The following is a 16046-nucleotide window of genomic DNA, read 5'->3' on the forward strand; positions in this document are numbered from 1 at the left end:
CTACCGTACGCCCAGCTCTGTGCGCTCGCGAACCGCGAATTCACGCATGGCGTCGACCAGCCAGCGGCCCACGTGGTCTGCGAAGGAGGCACGCGGCAGGATCCGGTAGCATTCCTCGCCGGTCTTCCACAGCAGGACGGGCACGTGGTCCAGGACGGTCGCGATCGCCCGGCCCGCGGCGAAGTTGCGCGGGTGCAGATCGAACGAGATGCCCTTCTCGAGCACTGCAAGGGCGCTCGGGCCGCTCAGCTCAAACGTGGTGCGGTTCGCCGAGAGGTCGACGACGGCGCCGGGCGTCCGGCCGCCGCCCTCGCCGAGCGCCGCGCCCACGCGGGCGGCCTCGGCCTGGCCGCGGTCGTGAGAGGCCGAGTCGTCGTCGATGCCGTCATTGCGGGCCACATCGCCGACGGCGAGGAACTCGTCCGGACCGATCCACAGGACGGTGTAGCCGCCTCCCGTCGTCGTGCTCCCGTGCTCAGTGGGCAGGGGCACCCCGAGGGCGGATTCGATGGCTGCGGAGCCGGCCGAGCCCGGCACGGCCCGAAGGCCGAGCTGGGTCAGGAACGGCACCTCGCGCACCGAAACGGGGCGGCCGGAGGCCGCCGTCGCCGCGCCAGCCGCTGCGAACGCGTCCGCGAGATGGGCTGCGGGGCTCCGCCGGAGGCTCGGGGCGCCCGGCCCGGCGAGCGGGGATTCAGCAGTGGTCACAATAGTCGTCTCAGCCATCACGGCGCTTCCCTTCAGGATCGAACAGGACGGTCTCGCTGACCGTGACATCCACGAGCCGGTCCCCGGCAACGGCGGTGAGGATCTCGCCGATGCGGTTGCGGCCGTTCTTGATGAGCGCGAGCGCGAAGGAGCGCCCGAGAGCAGCCGAGTGGTAGCTCGACGTCACGAACCCCTGCATCGGCACGGGGCCGTAGGAGGAGTCCGTGGACACGCCCTGCTCGATGATCTGTGTGCCCTCCGGGAGCCGGAAGGACGGATCGACAGGGAGCAGGGAGATCAGGTGCTTGCGGTCCGTCCGGGCCGTGTCGTCGCGGGCGTACGATCGCTTGCCCACGAAGTCCTTGGCCTTGGACACGATCCACTCCATGCCCGCGTCCTGCGGCGTCACTGTGCCGTCGGTGTCCTGGCCGACGATCGGGTAGCCCTTCTCGGCGCGCAGCACGTGCATGGTCTCGGTGCCGTACGGGGTGATGTTGAACTCCGCTCCGGCCTCGGCGACGTCCTCCCATGCCTGCAGCCCGTACCACGTGGCCACATTGATCTCGTAGGCGAGCTCGCCGGAGAACGATATGCGGCACACGCGGGCGGGGATGCCGGAGGCGAGGGTTGTCTCGCGCCAGGCCATGAACGGGAAGGCGTCGTTGTCGACGGTTAGCTCCGGCGCCACCTTGGCGATGACCGCGCGGGACTTGGGGCCGACCACGGCAACGGTGGTCCACTGCTCGGTCACGGACGTGAAGTTCACGTCGAGAGCGGGCCACTCGGTCTGGTGCCACTCCTCGAGCCAGTCGAGGACCTTCGCGGCACCGCCGGTGGTGGTGGTCATGAAGTAGCGGTCCTGGTCGAGGCGGAGGGTCACACCGTCATCGAAGATCATGCCGTCCGGCCCGCACATGACGCCGTAGCGGCCCAGGCCCGGGGCGAGCTTCTTGAACGCGTTGGTGTAGATGCGGTTGAGGAACTCGCCCGCGTCCGCGCCCCAGACCTCGATCTTGCCAAGCGTCGTGGCGTCCATGAAGCCGACGGACTCGCGCACTGCGGCGCATTCGCGCAGCACTGCCTCGTCCATGGTCTCCTCACCCTGCGGGAAGTACCAAGGGCGCAGCCACTGGCCCACGAACTCGAACTTCGCGCCGTGCGCCACGTGCCACGGGTGGATCGACGTGATGCGCTCCGGGTCGAACAGCTCGCCCCGCTTGCGGCCGGCCATCGCCGCGAAGGCGACCGGCGCGTACGGGGCGCGGAACGTCGTCGTGCCGATCTCGCCAATGCCCGCGGGAGCTTCGCCTGTTCCCTGCGCCTTCAGCGCGGCCGCGATCACGCCGATCGCGTTCACGCCGGAGGTCTTGCCCTGGTCGTTGGCCGTGGAGATGGAGGTGTAGCGCTTGACGTGCTCCACCGAGCGCATGCCCGCGCCCGTCGCACGCAGCACGTCGTGGACGGTCTGGTCGCGCTGGAAGTCCACGAAGTGGGTATTCCAGTCGGCCGGCCCGCCGGTCTCGCCCGGGACTAGCCAGACTTGGCGCGTCGGGGCTGAAGCGACCGCGGGACGGGACGATACCGCAGTGGCGTGCTGGCCCGCCTCGGTCACGAAGCCTGCATTGAACGCCGCGACCGCGCCGGCGTGGGCGCCCTCGGAGACCACGTCGGCGGTCTCGTACGAGCCGCGGGCCGACCCGACGACCTGCTGGGCGTCGACGGTGCTCGCCGGGACGAATCCGGCGAGGTCCTCGTCCCAGCGCAGCTTGCCCTGGCGCTGGCTGAACAAGTGCACGAGCGGGCTCCAGCCGCCCGAGACGGCCAGGAGGTCGGCCTCGATCCGCTCGGCAGTGCCGGTGAGACGGTTGGCGGCGTCGAGTCCCCGCACGACGACGGCGCTCACCCGGCCGCTCTCGGCCGAACCCTCGGTGCCGCTCACCACAGAGCCGGGAATCACGCGGATACCCTCGGCCTCTGCGGAGAGGGCCGCAGCGGTCCTCTGCGGCCGGGCGTCCACGACGGCCGCAACGGGAACGCCCGCCGCGACGAGGTCGGCCGCGGTCGCGTAGGCGGAGTCGTTGGTCGTGAAGACTACCGCGGAGGATCCCGGGCGCACGCCATAGCGGTTGAGGTACGTGCGGGCCGCGGAGGCGAGCATGATGCCGGGGCGGTCGTTGTCCGCGAACACGATCGGGCGCTCGTGGGCGCCGGTCGCGAGGACAACCTGGCCGGCGCGGATGTGCCAGAGCCGCTGGCGGGAGACGCCCTGGGCGCTCAGCTCGCGGGCCTTGGCCGCGCCGAGGTGATCTGTGCGGGACTCGAGCGCCACGATGTAGTTCGAGTCGTAGGAGCCGAACGCGTTCGTGCGGGTCAGGACGGTGACCTCGTCCGCTGCGGCGAGCTCGGCAGCGGCCGCCGCGACCCATTCGGGTGCGGGGACGCCGTCGACCGTCTCGACCGGTGCGGACAGCAGGGAACCGCCCAGCTCGGGCTGGTCGTCAATGAGGATCACGCGGGCGCCGGTCGCCGCGGCCTCGCGGGCCGCCGCGAGGCCGGCCGGGCCTCCGCCGATCACGAGCACATCCGTGTGGACGTGCTTCTTGTCGTAGTAGGCCTCGTCCTTGCGGGGATCGAGCGTGCCGAGCCCCGAGAGGTACGTGGCGTCGAGGCCGTCAGTCAGCTCGACGATCGTGGCGGGCAGCATCGTCTCGTCCACGCCGCCGGCGCCGCGGTCCTTGACGGTGAGCCGCGCGTTGGGCTCCTCGACGCCCGCGGCGAGGATGCCGCGCGGGCGGCCCAGGTACATGGATGGGCCGACCTCGGCCACGCCGTTGGCTAGGAGCGCAGAGGCAACCGTGTCGCCGGCGAAGCCGGTGTACTCGGTGCCGTCCACGGTGAAGGTCAGGGGGGTGCCGCGGTCAATCCGCGCTGTCTCCGTCCGCCCGCCGGCGGACTGCCCTGCGGGGAGACGGTGGCTCTGGCTGGTCACTTCTGGCCTCCATTCGTGGCTGCGGGTGCGGCGGCCGGTGCGGACCCTGCCGCCGGGGCCGCGCCGGCGTAGATGCTCTTGAACTCGTAGGTGGCGGTGTCACGGATCGCGTTGAACCACTTGCGGCAGCCGGCACTGTGGACCCAGCGCTCGGCGAAGGTGCCCTTGGGGTTCTCGCGGTAGAAGAGGTACCTGGACCACTCGGCGTCGCTCAGCTCGGCGGGGTTCTCCGGGTAGGCCACGTGGGCCTGACCGCCGTAGTGGAACTCGGTCTCGTTGCGGGGCCCGCAGTTCGGGCAGGTGATGAGAAGCATGCTCTTGGCTCCTTTCTGTCTTTCCTGGGCCTGGGCTCAGTGGGCCACGGCAGCGGCGCCGTGCTCGTCGATGAGTGCGCCGGTCTCGAAGCGCTCGAGGGCGAACGGTGCATTGAGGGCGTGCGGGGCATCGTTGGCGATCGTGTGGGCCATGGTCCAGCCGGCGCCGGGGGTTCCCTTGAAGCCGCCGGTGCCCCAGCCGCAGTTCACGTACATGCCTTCCACCGGGGCCTTGCCCACGATCGGGGAGGCATCGAGCGTGACGTCGACGATCCCACCCCACGTGCGCAGCAGGTGCGCCCGGGCGAAGATCGGGAACAGCTCGACGGCCGCGGCCATCTGCTCCTCGATGACGTGGAATGCGCCACGCTGGCCGTACCCGTTGTAGGAGTCGATGCCCGCGCCCATGACGAGCTCGCCCTTGTGCGCCTGGGAGACGTACACGTGGACGTGGTTTGACATGACCACCGTGGGGTGGACCTTCTGGTGGAGCTCGGAGACGAGCGCCTGCAGCGGGTGGGACTGGATCGGGAGGTCGAAGCCGGCGAGCTTGGCCAGGACGGACGAGTGGCCGGCCGCGCACAGGGCGACCTTGCCGGTGGCGATCGTGCCCCGGTTGGTCTCGACGCCGACCACGCGGTTGCCGTCCTTGACGAAGCCGGTGACCTCGCAGTTCTGGATGATGTCCACACCCAGTTCGTCCGCCTTGCGCGCGAACGCCCATGCGACGTGGTCGTGCTTGGCGATGCCTGCGCGTGGCTGGTAGGTCGCGCCGAGGACGGGGTAGCGGATGTCCTCGCTGGTGTTGATGATCGGGCACAGTTCCTTGACCTGGTCCGCGTCCAGCCACTCGGCGTCCACGCCGTTGAGCTTGTTCGCCCCGACCCGGCGGACGGACTCGCGCACGTCCTGGAGAGTGTGGGCGAGGTTCATGACGCCCCGCTGGCTGAACAGGAAGTCGTACTCGAGCTCCTCAGGCAGCTGCTCCCACAGCTTGAGCGAATGCTCGTAGATCGCCGCGGACTCGTCCCACAGGTAGTTCGAGCGGATGATCGTCGTGTTGCGGGCCATGTTGCCGCCCGCGAGCCATCCGCGCTCGAGGATTGCGATGTTCGTCATGCCGTGGTTCTTGGCGAGGTAGTAGGCCGTGGCGAGCCCATGGCCGCCGCCGCCCACGATCACCGCGTCGTACGAGGGCTTGGGGTCCGGGTTGTGCCAGAGGAAGTCCGGGTGCTCGGGCAGGAGGTCCGCCATCACTGGGCTCCGTTCTCGTGATCGGCCCCGGCGCTGGCCGGGGACAGGTTCGGGTAGAGGGGGTGCTTGTCGGCGAGGACGGCGACGCGGCTGCGCAGCGAGACGGCCAGCTCGTCGTCGAACTCGGGCTTGAGGGCGGCGGCGATGATGTCAGCCACCTCGAGGAACTCTTCGGCCCCGAAGCCGCGGGTGGCCAGGGCGGGTGTGCCGATCCGCAGGCCGGAGGAGACCATCGGCGGGCGCGGATCGAACGGGACGGCGTTGCGGTTCACGGTGATGCCGATTCGATGCAGGCGGTCCTCGCCCTGCTGGCCATCGAGCTCGGAGTTGCGCAGGTCCACGAGGACCAGGTGCACGTCGGTGCCGCCGTTCACGACGCCGATCCCCGCCTCCGCGAGGTCGGGCTGCAGGAGGCGCTCGGCCAGGATCCGAGCGCCCTCGAGCGTGCGGTGCTGGCGGTCCTTGAACTCCTCGGTCGCAGCGAACTGGAAGGCGACGGCCTTGCCGGCGATCACGTGCTCGAGGGGGCCGCCCTGCTGGCCGGGGAACACCGCGGAGTTGACCTTTTTGGCGAGGGCGGCGTCATTGGTGAGGATGGCGCCGCCGCGCGGGCCGCCGAGTGTCTTGTGCGTGGTGGTGGTGGTGAGGTGGGCGTGCGGGACCGGGTTCGGGTGGAGGCCCGCGGCCACCAGGCCCGCGAAGTGGCTCATGTCCACCAGCAGGTACGCACCGACCTTGTCCGCGATGCGGCGGAACTCGGCGAAGTCGAGCTGGCGGGAGTAGGCGGACCAGCCAGCGATCATGAGCCTGGGCCTGTGCTCGTCGGCAAGTCGCTCCACCTCGGCCATGTCGATCCGGTGGTCCTTCTCGGAGACCCGGTACGGGACGACCTTGTAGAGCTTGCCGGAGAAGTTGATCTTCATGCCGTGCGTGAGGTGGCCGCCGTGGGCGAGGTCTAGGCCCATGATCGTGTCGCCGGGCTGGATGAGCGCGTGCATTGCGGAGGCGTTGGCCTGTGCGCCCGAGTGCGGCTGGACGTTCGCGAATTCGGCGCCGAAGAGGGCCTTGGCCCGGTCGATGGCGAGCTGTTCGATGACATCGACGTGCTCGCAGCCGCCGTAGTACCGCCTGCCGGGGTATCCCTCGGCGTACTTGTTCGTCAGGACCGAGCCCTGCGCCTCCATCACGGCGGACGGGGCGAAGTTCTCGGATGCGATCATCTCGAGCGTTCCCTGCTGGCGGGCGAGCTCCGCGTTGATCGCCGCCTGGATCTCTGGATCGGCCTGGGCGAGGGGGAGATTGAGAAGATTCTCCATGGTGCCTCCTGGTCTGCCTTCGACTTTGATATTTAACTAATCATCAGCTGATATATTAGTTCTGCACCGATAGTATGGTCCAAGTCACAGGGAGTCAAGCAGGGTCTCGGAAGGAGGCGGAAGGTGAGCATTGAAGCGTTGGAGGGAGCGGCGTCGTCCGTCTCCTTGGCCGAGCAGGCGTACCTCGCGCTCCGTGATCGGCTCATCATGCTGGAGATCAAGCCGGGCGACCCGATCAACGACTCTGCCCTCGCTGCGGAGCTCGGTGTCGGACGGACCCCTGTCCGCGAGGCGCTCAAGCGGCTCGAGGTAGACCACCTCGTGGTCTCCTTCCCGCGGCGTGGGACGTTCGCGACCGCCGTGGACATCACCGAGCTCGCGGACGTCTCAGAGATCCGCGAGCAGCTCGAGCCCCTCGCGGCCAGACGCGCCGCCAAGGACGCCTCGGCGGCGATGCGAGCGCGCCTGAGGGGGGCCGCGGACGCGATTGAGGCGCTCGCCGAGCCGCTCGACCAACGCGAGCTCATGCGCTACGACATCACCGTCCACCGGCTCATCTACGCCGCGGCGGGGAACCCGCACCTCACGGACACGCTCATCCGCTACGACAACCTCGCCACACGCATCTGGTGCGTCGTGCTGGACAAGGTCCCCTCGGTGGCCGGACACGTCCAGGAGCATGCGGACCTGCTGCGCGCGATTGTCGGCGGGGACGCCGAGACCGCCGGACGCCTGGCCCTCGACCACGTCACGAGCTTCGAGGCCACGATCCGCAAGGCCCTCTGACCCAGGCCTGACCACCCAGAGGCCGCACCGCCGACGCGAGACAGGGGCGGCTCGGAAACCGGCTATGGTCATCATGAACCGACACCCTTTCGGACCCTCGGAGGCTTCCCCATGACCACTGCAGACCACGGACGGCAGATACACGAGGTGAAGGCCGTCGTCGTGCGCGAGAAGAACGCGCCCGCGACCGTCGAGACGATCCTCGTCCCTGACCCGGGCCCGGGCGAAGCGCTCGTTGACGTCCTCACGTGCGGCGTCTGCCACACGGACCTGCACTACAAGCAGGGCGGCATCGGCGATGACTACCCCTACCTGCTCGGGCACGAGTCCACCGCCGTGGTCTCCGCCGTCGGCCCCGACGTGACGGACCTCAAGCCCGGCGACCGCGTGATCCTGAACTGGCGGGCGGTGTGCGGCCAATGCCGCGCGTGCCGGAAGGGCCAGCCGCAGTACTGCTTCGCCACCCACAACGCGACCCAGAAGATGACGCTCGCCGACGGCAGCCCGCTCACCCCCGCCCTCGGGATCGGCTCCTTCGCGGAGAAGACGCTCGTTGCCGCCGGCCAGTGCACCACGATCGACGAGGACGTCGACCCCGCCGCAGTCGGCCTGCTCGGCTGCGGCATCATGGCGGGCATTGGCGCCGCCATCAACACCGGCGAGGTCAAGCGCGGCGAGTCCGTGGCAGTGATCGGCTGCGGTGGCGTGGGCATCGCGGCGATCGCCGGCGCCAAACTCGCGGGCGCGACGACGATCATCGCCGTTGACCTCGACCCCGCCAAGGTGGAGCTGGCCAAGAGCCTCGGCGCGACACATGGCGTCGTGTCCCGCGAAACGGACCCAGTCGAGACGATCCGCAGCCTCACCGGCGGGTTCGGCGCGGACGTGGTGATCGACGCTGTCGGCCGCCCCGAGACCTACAGGCAGGCCTTCTATGCCCGGGATCTCGCCGGCCGTGTGGTCCTCGTCGGCGTCCCCACGCCCGAGATGACGCTCGAGCTGCCGCTCCTGGACGTGTTCGGCCGCGGCGGCTCGCTCAAGTCCTCGTGGTACGGGGACTGCCTCCCCTCCCGCGACTTCCCCATGCTCGTCGAGCAGTTCAAGCTCGGCCGCCTGCCCCTGGACGCGTTCGTGACCGAGCGGATCGGCCTCGGCGACGTCGAGGCCGCATTCGAGAAGATGCGGTCGGGCGTCGTGCTCCGCTCTGTGGTGGAGGTGTGACCGCCATGGGCAGCGCCCGGATCGAGCGTCTCGTCACGTCCGGCACGTTCTCGCTCGACGGCGGCACATGGGAGGTGGACAACAACGTCTGGATCGTGGGCGACGACGCCGAGGCGATCGTCATCGACCCAGCGCACGACGCCGGCGCTGTCGCCGACGCGGTCTCGGGCCGCACCGTGGTCGCGGTACTGCTCACTCACGGCCACGACGACCACATTCGCCACGCGCGGGAGTTCGCGGACATGGTAGGCGCGCCGGTGCTCCTGCATCCGGCCGACCTCATGCTGTGGCAGGCCGTGTATCCCGGTGCTGCACCGGACGCGGAGATCGCCGACGGCGAGCCGTTCTCAGTTGCGGGCACCGAGCTCGTGGCCCTCCACACGCCGGGCCACTCGCCCGGGTCCGTGTGCTTCCGGCTCCAGGCCCTCGGCACCGTGTTCACCGGCGACACCCTCTTCGCAGGCGGTCCCGGCGCCACAGGGCGCTCCTACTCGGACTTCGGCACGATCATCGAGTCCATCCGCAGCCGGCTGCTCACGCTGCCCGCCGAGACCGTGGTCAACACAGGCCACGGCGACTCGACGACGATCGGCGCCGAGGCCCCGCACCTGCAGGAATGGATCGACCGGGGCCACTGAGGCCGCAGGTGTGGACGGCCCGCGTGCTGGGTACGGTGACGATCATGCGCGCCCACTCATCGTGCGCACTGAGCACGAGCGCGATACCTCCACCTGGACCCTGTCCATGCTCGACGACGGGCGAGGACGCCCTCATAGAAGAGCCTGCCGATGCCCGGGACATCGTCGCCGATCAAGGCCGCGGATCATCCTTCAGCTGGGCGTTCCCGCGCACGAGCTTCACCGCGAAGGCGAGCGTCCCGAGCTTGCCGCGGCCCCGAGGATCCCCACCGATCGCGGCGAAGATGCGCCGCAGCCGCTTGTGCAACGACTGACGCTCGAGGAAGAGGATCTGGGCGGCATCGGTCGCGTTGCAGCCGGTCGAGATCCACACGTCCAGCGTCCGAACCAGCTCCCCGCCGGTGCGCTGGTCAAGCCTGATGAGCTCCCCCAGCGCCTCCTCCACGATCGAGTCCACGGCCCCGCGGGTGAGCGAGCGCTCGGCCACCCGCTCCACGAGGAAGTCGGCGGCGTCGTGCACCGCGTCAGTCCACTTGGACGAGCGCCCGAGCCGCCACGTGGCCCGGGCCTCGGCGAGGGAGAAGGCCGCCTGCCGGATGGACGGCGCGGTGGGCCCAAGGGCCCCTGTGAGGCCGGCCCGGCCGACGGCCTCGCGCAGGACCCCGAGGAGCCGCTCGCGCTCGGCCTCCCCGCCGCCGTCCCCGAGGGGCATCAGAATGTCCACCCAGACCCCGTCCACGAGGAGCAGGGCGAACGGCAGGGCGGCCCGGGCCCGCTGCTCGATGTCCGAGGGCCCGTCGGCGGGGCGGCGGACCACCGCCATCGCCACCGGCTGGTCGGCGCGGATGCCAGCGGCCTGGCTCAGCTCGATGAGGCGGTCGCCGCCTCCCCCGGCGCCGATGAGGCGCAGCAGCTCATCCTCGGCCAGCCGGGCCAGACTGGGCCGATGCTGCTGGGCGAGGGCGAGCGCCGCGATGCTCCGCACCCGCGCGAGCACGGTCTCGAGGAGTTCTGCATCGGCATCCGGGGCACCCACGAGCTCGAGGCGGGCGACGCCGATCCCGCCGACCGTGAGCTCTGCATCCGGCCCGTGCGCTCCCTCCGGCGCGTCGGCCCCTGCCGCGGCGAGCACGGCCCCCCGACTGTCGACCACCCGAACATGCACATTCAGCGACTCGGCGATGAGTTCGGTCAGGGGGCCAAGCTGGGCACCCGAGCTCGCAATCCGCTCGGTGAGCGACTGCGAGAGCCGGTCGGCGACCTGGAGTGCGCTCACCTGGCCTGAGACGATGCGCCGGTTCACCGCCTCGGCAACCTCGACGAAGGGGACCACCTGCCGCAGCTCGATGAGGGGCAGGGCCGCCTCGTCTGCCGCCTCGACCAGTTCTGCGGGCAGTCTCCGTCCTGTCCCCGCCGTCTCGACGGCGAGCGCAGCCACCCGGCGCGAGGCAAGGCTCCAGACGTACTCCGCCTGGGCCGCGGGCTTGAGGGCGAGCAGTGCGGCGCCGCCCGTCAGCAGGAGCTCACCCCCGGAGAGGAGCGGGGCGATCTCAAGCACCTCGCTCGAGTGCACCCACCGGACGCGCGCAGCGGAGAGCCCGGCGCCACCGCCCACCACGACCGGTGCGCCGACGGCCAGGACGCCGCTGGCGAGAATGGCCGTCAAAGGCAGGGACACGGCAAACCTCCGGGGTGGAGCGACAATATGTCGCCGGGATACCGCTCGGTAGGCGACAGATCGAGTCTAGGAGGTGACGCGCCACACATCTACGCTTGAAGACAGCCGGCTACTCGCTCCCCCAGCGATTCCCTTCAAGAAAGTAGTCTCACATGAGCCTTCGTACTCAGAGCAAGACTGAGGACGCCACCCACGTCGTTGAAGACGTGCTGCAGCCCGTCCCCGAGTCAGCTCGCACCACCAAGGTCTCCGGGCAGTTCTGGATCTGGGCTGGGGCCAACGTTGCCCCCATCAACTGGATCCTCGGCGCCCTGGGCATCAACATGGGCCTCGGCCTCGCCGACACGATGACGGTGCTCATCCTCGGCAACATCATCGGCATGTTCGGCTTCGGCTTCTTCGTCCTCCTGGGCCAGAAGACCGGCGCCACCGGCATGCTCCTCGCCCGTGGCGCCTTCGGACGGCGCGGCGCCTACATCCCCGCAGCGATCCAGGCGATCGTCGCCGTCGGCTGGTCCGCGGTGAACACGTGGGTCATCCTCGACCTCGTCATGGCCCTCTTCGGCATGATCGGCTGGGTCGACCCGACCCAGATGAACCTGGGCTGGAAGATCGCCGTCGCGGCCGTGATCATGGGCGTCCAGGTCGCCATCTGCTACCGCGGCTACGGCGCGATCGCCAAGTTCGAGCGCATCACCATGCCGCCGACCCTGCTCGTGCTCGTCGCGATGTCGATCATCGCCTGGACCCAGCTGCCCATCGACTGGAGCTACGCCGGCCCGACCGGCAACGTGCTCGAGGGCGGCGAGCGCATCGCCGCGATGTCCGGCATCATGACCGCCATCGGCATCGGCTGGGGCATCGGCTGGTTCACCTACGCCCCCGACTACTCGCGCTTCGTCTCCAAGAGCATCCCCAAGAAGAAGCTGTACTTCACCTCGGTCCTCGGTCAGTTCCTGCCGGTTATCTGGCTGGGCCTGCTCGGCGCGAGCCTCGCCACGATGAACGGCACGGCGGATCCGGGCGAGCTGATCGTCAAGAGCTTCGGTGTCATGGCCATCCCGGTCATCCTGCTCGTGATCCACGGCCCGATCGCCACGAACATCATCAACCTGTACACGTTCGGTGTGGCCACCCAGGCCCTGGACATCCGGATCTCCCGCAAGAAGATCTCGATCATCGTGGGCATCTTCTCGATGTGCGCCGTGGTCCTGTTCCTCTTCGCCGAGGACTTCGCGACGCTCCTGGACGGCTGGGTCGTGGCCATCGCCGCCTGGGTCTCCACATGGGGCGGCATCATGGCGGTCCACTACTTCGTCTTCGAGCGCCACCACAAGAAGTTCGACTACCTCTTCCTGAGCCCGAAGGACACCCGCCTCAAGGCGGTCAACCCGGTCGCGCTGATCGCGTTCTTCGCAGGCCTGGTCATGACCTGGCTGTTCATGTACGGCGGCGCACCGATGTTCCAGGGCCCAATCGCCACTGCCATGGGCGGCGTGGACCTCTCGTGGCTCGCTGGCACGGCGACCTCGGCCGGCCTCTACTTCGCCCTCGGCTACCCGCGGTTCAAGAACCGGATCCACCATGGTGTGCCGCTGGGGATCATGGGCGGCGTGAGCGACCAGGACTACCTCGAGTCGCACGGCGATGCGTCGGCGCACGACGGCGAGTACGCGCCGTCGTCCGTCGCCTCGCCTCCCGCCGGGGTCCACGCAGCTGCCGCGGACTCGGCCACGGTCTCCTAGGCCTTCGCCACCTAGGCCTTCTCTCGACAGACGGCGGCGGGCCCATGGTCCGCCGCCGTCCCCTTGCCCCATGGCCTTCCCCCCGGCCTTCCCCACGCCCTTCTTAGGAGGAACCATGCCCAGAAGCGTCTTCATGGAGGAGATCGATGCGTTCACGTACCGCGAGGCGATCGCGGATGGCGCACCCGTCATCATCCCCGTCGGCTCGATCGAGCAGCACGGACCGCACCTCCCCCTCAACACGGACGTCATCCTGTCCAAGGCCATGAGCGCTCGGCTCGCCGAGTCGCTCCGCGGGCTCGTGGCGGCGCCAATCGTCTACGGGTACAAGTCGCAGCAGCGCTCGGGCGGCGGCAACTATCTGGGCGGGACTACGAGCCTGGACGGCACGACGCTGATCTCGATCGCCAAGACACTCACGCTCGAGTTCGCGCGGCACGGCGCCCGCCGGCTCGTGTTCCTCAACGGCCACTTCGAGAACTACCAGTTCCTGTACGAGGGCGTGGAGCAGGCCACCGCGGAACTCGCGATGCGCGGCCACGACGTCTCGGCCGTGCTGCTCTCGTACTGGGACTTCGTAGACGAGGACACCATCGAGAGGATCTACAAGGGCACGTTCCCCGGCTGGGACGTCGAGCACGGCGGCGTCCTCGAGACGTCCCTCATGCTGCACCTGCACCCCGAGCTCGTCCGTCTGGACCGCGTCATGGACCTCCCGGCGGCCCAGCTGCCCCGGTACGACGTGCTGCCCGTCCGAGCCGAGCTCACCCCGGCTTCGGGGTGCCTCTCGTCCGCCGCAGCCGCGTCGCGCGAGGCCGGCGAGCTGCTCCTCGAGCGCACGTCTGCAGCCCTCGCGGCGGAGGTCGGCGCCGAGCTCGGGGCGTCGCTCACTGCGGCCACAGGCCGCTAATCGTTGCGTCGAACGCAACGTTGATGCGTCACCCTTGACCGTAATGATCACCACAGCTAGATTGAAAACAACCAAGTTGCATTGAACGCAACTAGGATTCCAAACTTCACTTCACCCACGCATACACCACCCCTTCCAGAAGGAGACCCATGTCCGTCGACCTGAACCCCGTCACCAACGTCGCCGAGCTCGAGCGCCTCAAGGTGCTCCACAACGGCAGCAAGGGCAAGCTCACCTTCTCCGATGCCGAGTTCGAGCGTCGCCTCGCCGGCCTCCGCCAGATCATGGCGGCCAAGGACCTCGACGCCGTCATCCTCACCAGCTACCACGGCATCAAGTACTACTCGGACTTCCTCTACACGACGTTCGGCCGCAACTACGCCCTGGTCGTCACCGCCGACGACTCGGTCACCATCACCGCCAACATCGACGCCGGCATGCCGTGGCGCACCTCGTACGGCGAGAACATCGTCTACACCGACTGGCGCCGCGACAACTTCTACTTCGGTCTCCAGGAGGCCCTCCGCCAGCGCGGCGTCAAGGCCAACCGCCTCGGCGTCGAGGACGACTTCCTCCCCGGCCTGACCCGCGAGAAGATCGCCGCGGCCTTCCCGGGCGCCGAGCTCCTGGACGTCTCCCAGGACGCCATGCGGCAGCGCATGATCAAGTCCGCGGAGGAGATCGAGGTCATCAAGCACGGCGCCCGCATCGGCGACCTCGGCGGCGAGGCCATCCGCAACGCCATCCGCGAGGGCATCTCCGAGTACGAGGTCGCCCTCATCGGCACCGAGGCCATGGTCCACGAGATCGCCAAGACCTTCCCGGACCGCGAGGTCCGCGACACCTGGGTCTGGTTCCAGTCCGGCATCAACACGGACGGCGCCCACAACTGGGCCACGACCCGCAAGCTCGAGAAGGGCGACATCCTCTCCCTCAACTGCTTCCCGATGACCTCCGGCTACTACACGGCCCTCGAGCGCACCCTCTTCCTGGGCCAGCCCGACGAGGAGAGCCTGCGCCTGTGGAACATCAACGTGGAGGTGCACCGCCGGGGCCTCGAGCTCATCAAGCCGGGTGCGGTCTGCAAGGACATCGCCGCTGAGCTCAACGAGATCTACGTGGGCTATGGCCTCCTGCCCAACCGCACGTTCGGCTACGGCCACTCGTTCGGCGTGCTCTCGCACTACTACGGCCGCGAGGCCGGCCTCGAGCTCCGCGAGGACATCGACACCGTGCTCGAGCCGGGCATGGTCGTCTCCATGGAGCCGATGATCACGGTCGCGGACGGCCAGCCGGGCGCGGGCGGCTACCGCGAGCACGACATCCTCGTCATCGGCGAGGACACGGTCGAGAACATCACGAAGTTCGGGTTCGGCCCGGAGCACAACATCGTCGAGGCCTGATCCCCGGGTCAGCATGCCAGACGGCGATCCCCTCTTCCGGGGCCGGGCTCGTCACGGGGACTGGCCCCGGCGAGCACAGCGGCGCCGCATCCTGCTCAGGCAGGGTGCGGCGCCGCCGTCGTCCGATCCTCACGAGAACGCCACGCCCCCGCCACCGAAAGGGAACCACCGTGCTCGAGCGCACCGGCGAGAACGCCTTCGAGAACGACGACGGCGAGCAGCCCGAGGGGCGCGGCACATCCCCCACCACCAACGCGATCGCGGTGCTGCGTTGCTTCACCGCGGACGAGCCGCTCCTGGGCGTCACGGACATCGCCGCGCGCGTCGGGCTCCACAAGAGTTCGGTGTCCCGGATGCTCGCGACCCTCGAGGCGGAGCATCTTGTCGAGCGGGACGCCGAGACGCGGCGGTACCGGCTCGGACTCGGCGTCATCGGCATCGCAGGACCGCTGCTCGCGGAGCTGGATGTACGGAGAGTGGCTCACCCGGTACTGCGGGAACTCACGGAGCGTACCCGCGAGACGAGCGCGCTGCTCGTGTGGAGCGGCCATGAGGCAGTCTCGGTCGAGCAGGTCCCGAGCCCTCACCTCGTCAAGCACACCACGGCCCTCGGCACCCGGTACCGGACGGCGCTCTCGGCGTCTGTGCAAGTCTTCCTCAGCGCACTGCCCGCCGCGCGGATGCGCAGGCTGGTCGTCGACGGCACGGTCGCGCACGCACACACGGACGACGCCGGCCTGGACGCCCTGGCGATGCGGCTCGCCGCAGCTGCGGAGCGGGGATACGCCGTGAACTTCGGCGAGACCTCCCTCGAGGAAGTCGGGGTGTCCTCGCCGGTGCACGACCATCGTGGCGAAGTCGTCGGGGCGGTGCTCATCTCGGCTCCCCGGTTCCGGGTCTCACGTGAGCAGCTCGAGTCGCTCGGCGCTGCCTGCGCCCAGGCAGCTGAAGCCATTGGGCGCCGGCTCGGCGGGGAAGTCACAAACTCTTCATACGGAAGGACCCGCACACAAACCCTTGCCATGTGATGATAGACACACCTATTCTGATGCAACCGAGTTGCGCGAATCGCAACCCTGAGTTC

13 protein-coding genes are annotated in these 16046 nt (G+C 69.2%); 7 read left to right on the forward strand and 6 right to left on the reverse strand.

Going from position 1 to position 16046, the window contains the following annotated elements; translation table 11 throughout:
- From LF262_RS12340 to glyA, 5 genes are read right to left on the reverse strand one after another with little or no spacing between them, the layout of a single operon-like run.
- Positions 1–726, reverse strand: a complete 726-nt coding sequence (locus tag LF262_RS12340) for a sarcosine oxidase subunit gamma (RefSeq protein ID WP_235780696.1) — start codon at positions 724–726, stop codon at positions 1–3.
- On the reverse strand, positions 719–3697 hold the full coding sequence (locus LF262_RS12345) for a 2Fe-2S iron-sulfur cluster-binding protein (protein ID WP_372462773.1): 2979 nt from the start codon (positions 3695–3697) through the stop codon (positions 719–721). The genes LF262_RS12340 and LF262_RS12345 overlap by 8 nt, the downstream gene beginning before the upstream one ends.
- Positions 3694–4011 (reverse strand): sarcosine oxidase subunit delta, encoded by a 318-nt coding sequence (locus tag LF262_RS12350; protein WP_235780697.1) that lies wholly within the window; start codon positions 4009–4011, stop codon positions 3694–3696. Before LF262_RS12350 ends, LF262_RS12345 begins: the two co-directional genes overlap by 4 nt.
- A 36-nt stretch (positions 4012–4047) precedes the next feature.
- Positions 4048–5265 carry a sarcosine oxidase subunit beta family protein gene (locus LF262_RS12355; protein WP_235780698.1) on the reverse strand — a complete coding sequence of 406 codons (1218 nt, stop codon included), beginning with the start codon at positions 5263–5265 and terminating at the stop codon, positions 4048–4050.
- Complete coding sequence (gene glyA / locus LF262_RS12360; protein WP_235780699.1) at positions 5265–6581, reverse strand: serine hydroxymethyltransferase; 1317 nt, start codon at positions 6579–6581, stop codon at positions 5265–5267. Before glyA ends, LF262_RS12355 begins: the two co-directional genes overlap by 1 nt.
- A 123-nt stretch (positions 6582–6704) precedes the next feature.
- Here glyA and LF262_RS12365 point away from each other — a divergent pair, with 123 nt between their 5' ends.
- The 3 genes from LF262_RS12365 (at position 6705) to LF262_RS12375 (ending at position 9226) form a co-directional block, all read left to right on the forward strand.
- Positions 6705–7367, forward strand: coding sequence for a GntR family transcriptional regulator (locus LF262_RS12365; RefSeq protein WP_235780700.1), 663 nt, complete (start codon positions 6705–6707; stop codon positions 7365–7367).
- A 111-nt stretch (positions 7368–7478) separates the two neighbouring features.
- Positions 7479–8588 carry an S-(hydroxymethyl)mycothiol dehydrogenase gene (locus LF262_RS12370; RefSeq protein ID WP_235780701.1) on the forward strand — a complete coding sequence of 370 codons (1110 nt, stop codon included), beginning with the start codon at positions 7479–7481 and terminating at the stop codon, positions 8586–8588.
- Between the two features lie 5 nt (positions 8589–8593).
- Positions 8594–9226 (forward strand): MBL fold metallo-hydrolase, encoded by a 633-nt coding sequence (locus tag LF262_RS12375; protein WP_235780702.1) that lies wholly within the window; start codon positions 8594–8596, stop codon positions 9224–9226.
- Positions 9227–9398: 172 nt separating this feature from the next.
- Here LF262_RS12375 and LF262_RS12380 read toward each other — a convergent pair whose 3' ends face one another.
- Positions 9399–10904 carry a PucR family transcriptional regulator gene (locus LF262_RS12380; RefSeq protein WP_235780703.1) on the reverse strand — a complete coding sequence of 502 codons (1506 nt, stop codon included), beginning with the start codon at positions 10902–10904 and terminating at the stop codon, positions 9399–9401.
- 152 nt (positions 10905–11056) lie between these two features.
- Here LF262_RS12380 and LF262_RS12385 point away from each other — a divergent pair, with 152 nt between their 5' ends.
- From LF262_RS12385 to LF262_RS12400, 4 genes are all read left to right on the forward strand, one after another.
- Positions 11057–12649 carry a purine-cytosine permease family protein gene (locus LF262_RS12385; protein ID WP_235780704.1) on the forward strand — a complete coding sequence of 531 codons (1593 nt, stop codon included), beginning with the start codon at positions 11057–11059 and terminating at the stop codon, positions 12647–12649.
- 115 nt (positions 12650–12764) lie between these two features.
- Complete coding sequence (locus tag LF262_RS12390; RefSeq protein ID WP_235780705.1) at positions 12765–13559, forward strand: creatininase; 795 nt, start codon at positions 12765–12767, stop codon at positions 13557–13559.
- Positions 13560–13708: 149 nt separating this feature from the next.
- Positions 13709–14962, forward strand: a complete 1254-nt coding sequence (locus tag LF262_RS12395; protein WP_235780706.1) for an aminopeptidase P family protein — start codon at positions 13709–13711, stop codon at positions 14960–14962.
- A gap of 170 nt (positions 14963–15132) precedes the next feature.
- Positions 15133–15990, forward strand: coding sequence for an IclR family transcriptional regulator (locus LF262_RS12400; protein WP_235780707.1), 858 nt, complete (start codon positions 15133–15135; stop codon positions 15988–15990).
- Positions 15991–16046 lie beyond the last annotated feature (56 nt).

Source organism: Sinomonas notoginsengisoli, assembly GCF_021554725.1.
GTDB lineage: Bacteria > Actinomycetota > Actinomycetes > Actinomycetales > Micrococcaceae > Sinomonas > Sinomonas notoginsengisoli.

Bases quoted from the DNA above. Each gene is read 5' to 3' on its own strand.
- LF262_RS12375 (WP_235780702.1), top strand. From the start codon at position 8,594: ATGGGCAGCGCCCGGATCGAGCGTCTCGTCACGTCCGGCACGTTCTCG.
- LF262_RS12355 (WP_235780698.1), bottom strand. From the start codon at position 5,265: ATGGCGGACCTCCTGCCCGAGCACCCGGACTTCCTCTGGCACAACCCG.
- LF262_RS12370 (WP_235780701.1), top strand. From the start codon at position 7,479: ATGACCACTGCAGACCACGGACGGCAGATACACGAGGTGAAGGCCGTC.
- LF262_RS12390 (WP_235780705.1), top strand. From the start codon at position 12,765: ATGCCCAGAAGCGTCTTCATGGAGGAGATCGATGCGTTCACGTACCGC.
- glyA (WP_235780699.1), bottom strand. From the start codon at position 6,581: ATGGAGAATCTTCTCAATCTCCCCCTCGCCCAGGCCGATCCAGAGATC.
- LF262_RS12385 (WP_235780704.1), top strand. From the start codon at position 11,057: ATGAGCCTTCGTACTCAGAGCAAGACTGAGGACGCCACCCACGTCGTT.
- LF262_RS12350 (WP_235780697.1), bottom strand. From the start codon at position 4,011: ATGCTTCTCATCACCTGCCCGAACTGCGGGCCCCGCAACGAGACCGAG.
- LF262_RS12395 (WP_235780706.1), top strand. From the start codon at position 13,709: ATGTCCGTCGACCTGAACCCCGTCACCAACGTCGCCGAGCTCGAGCGC.
- LF262_RS12340 (WP_235780696.1), bottom strand. From the start codon at position 726: ATGGCTGAGACGACTATTGTGACCACTGCTGAATCCCCGCTCGCCGGG.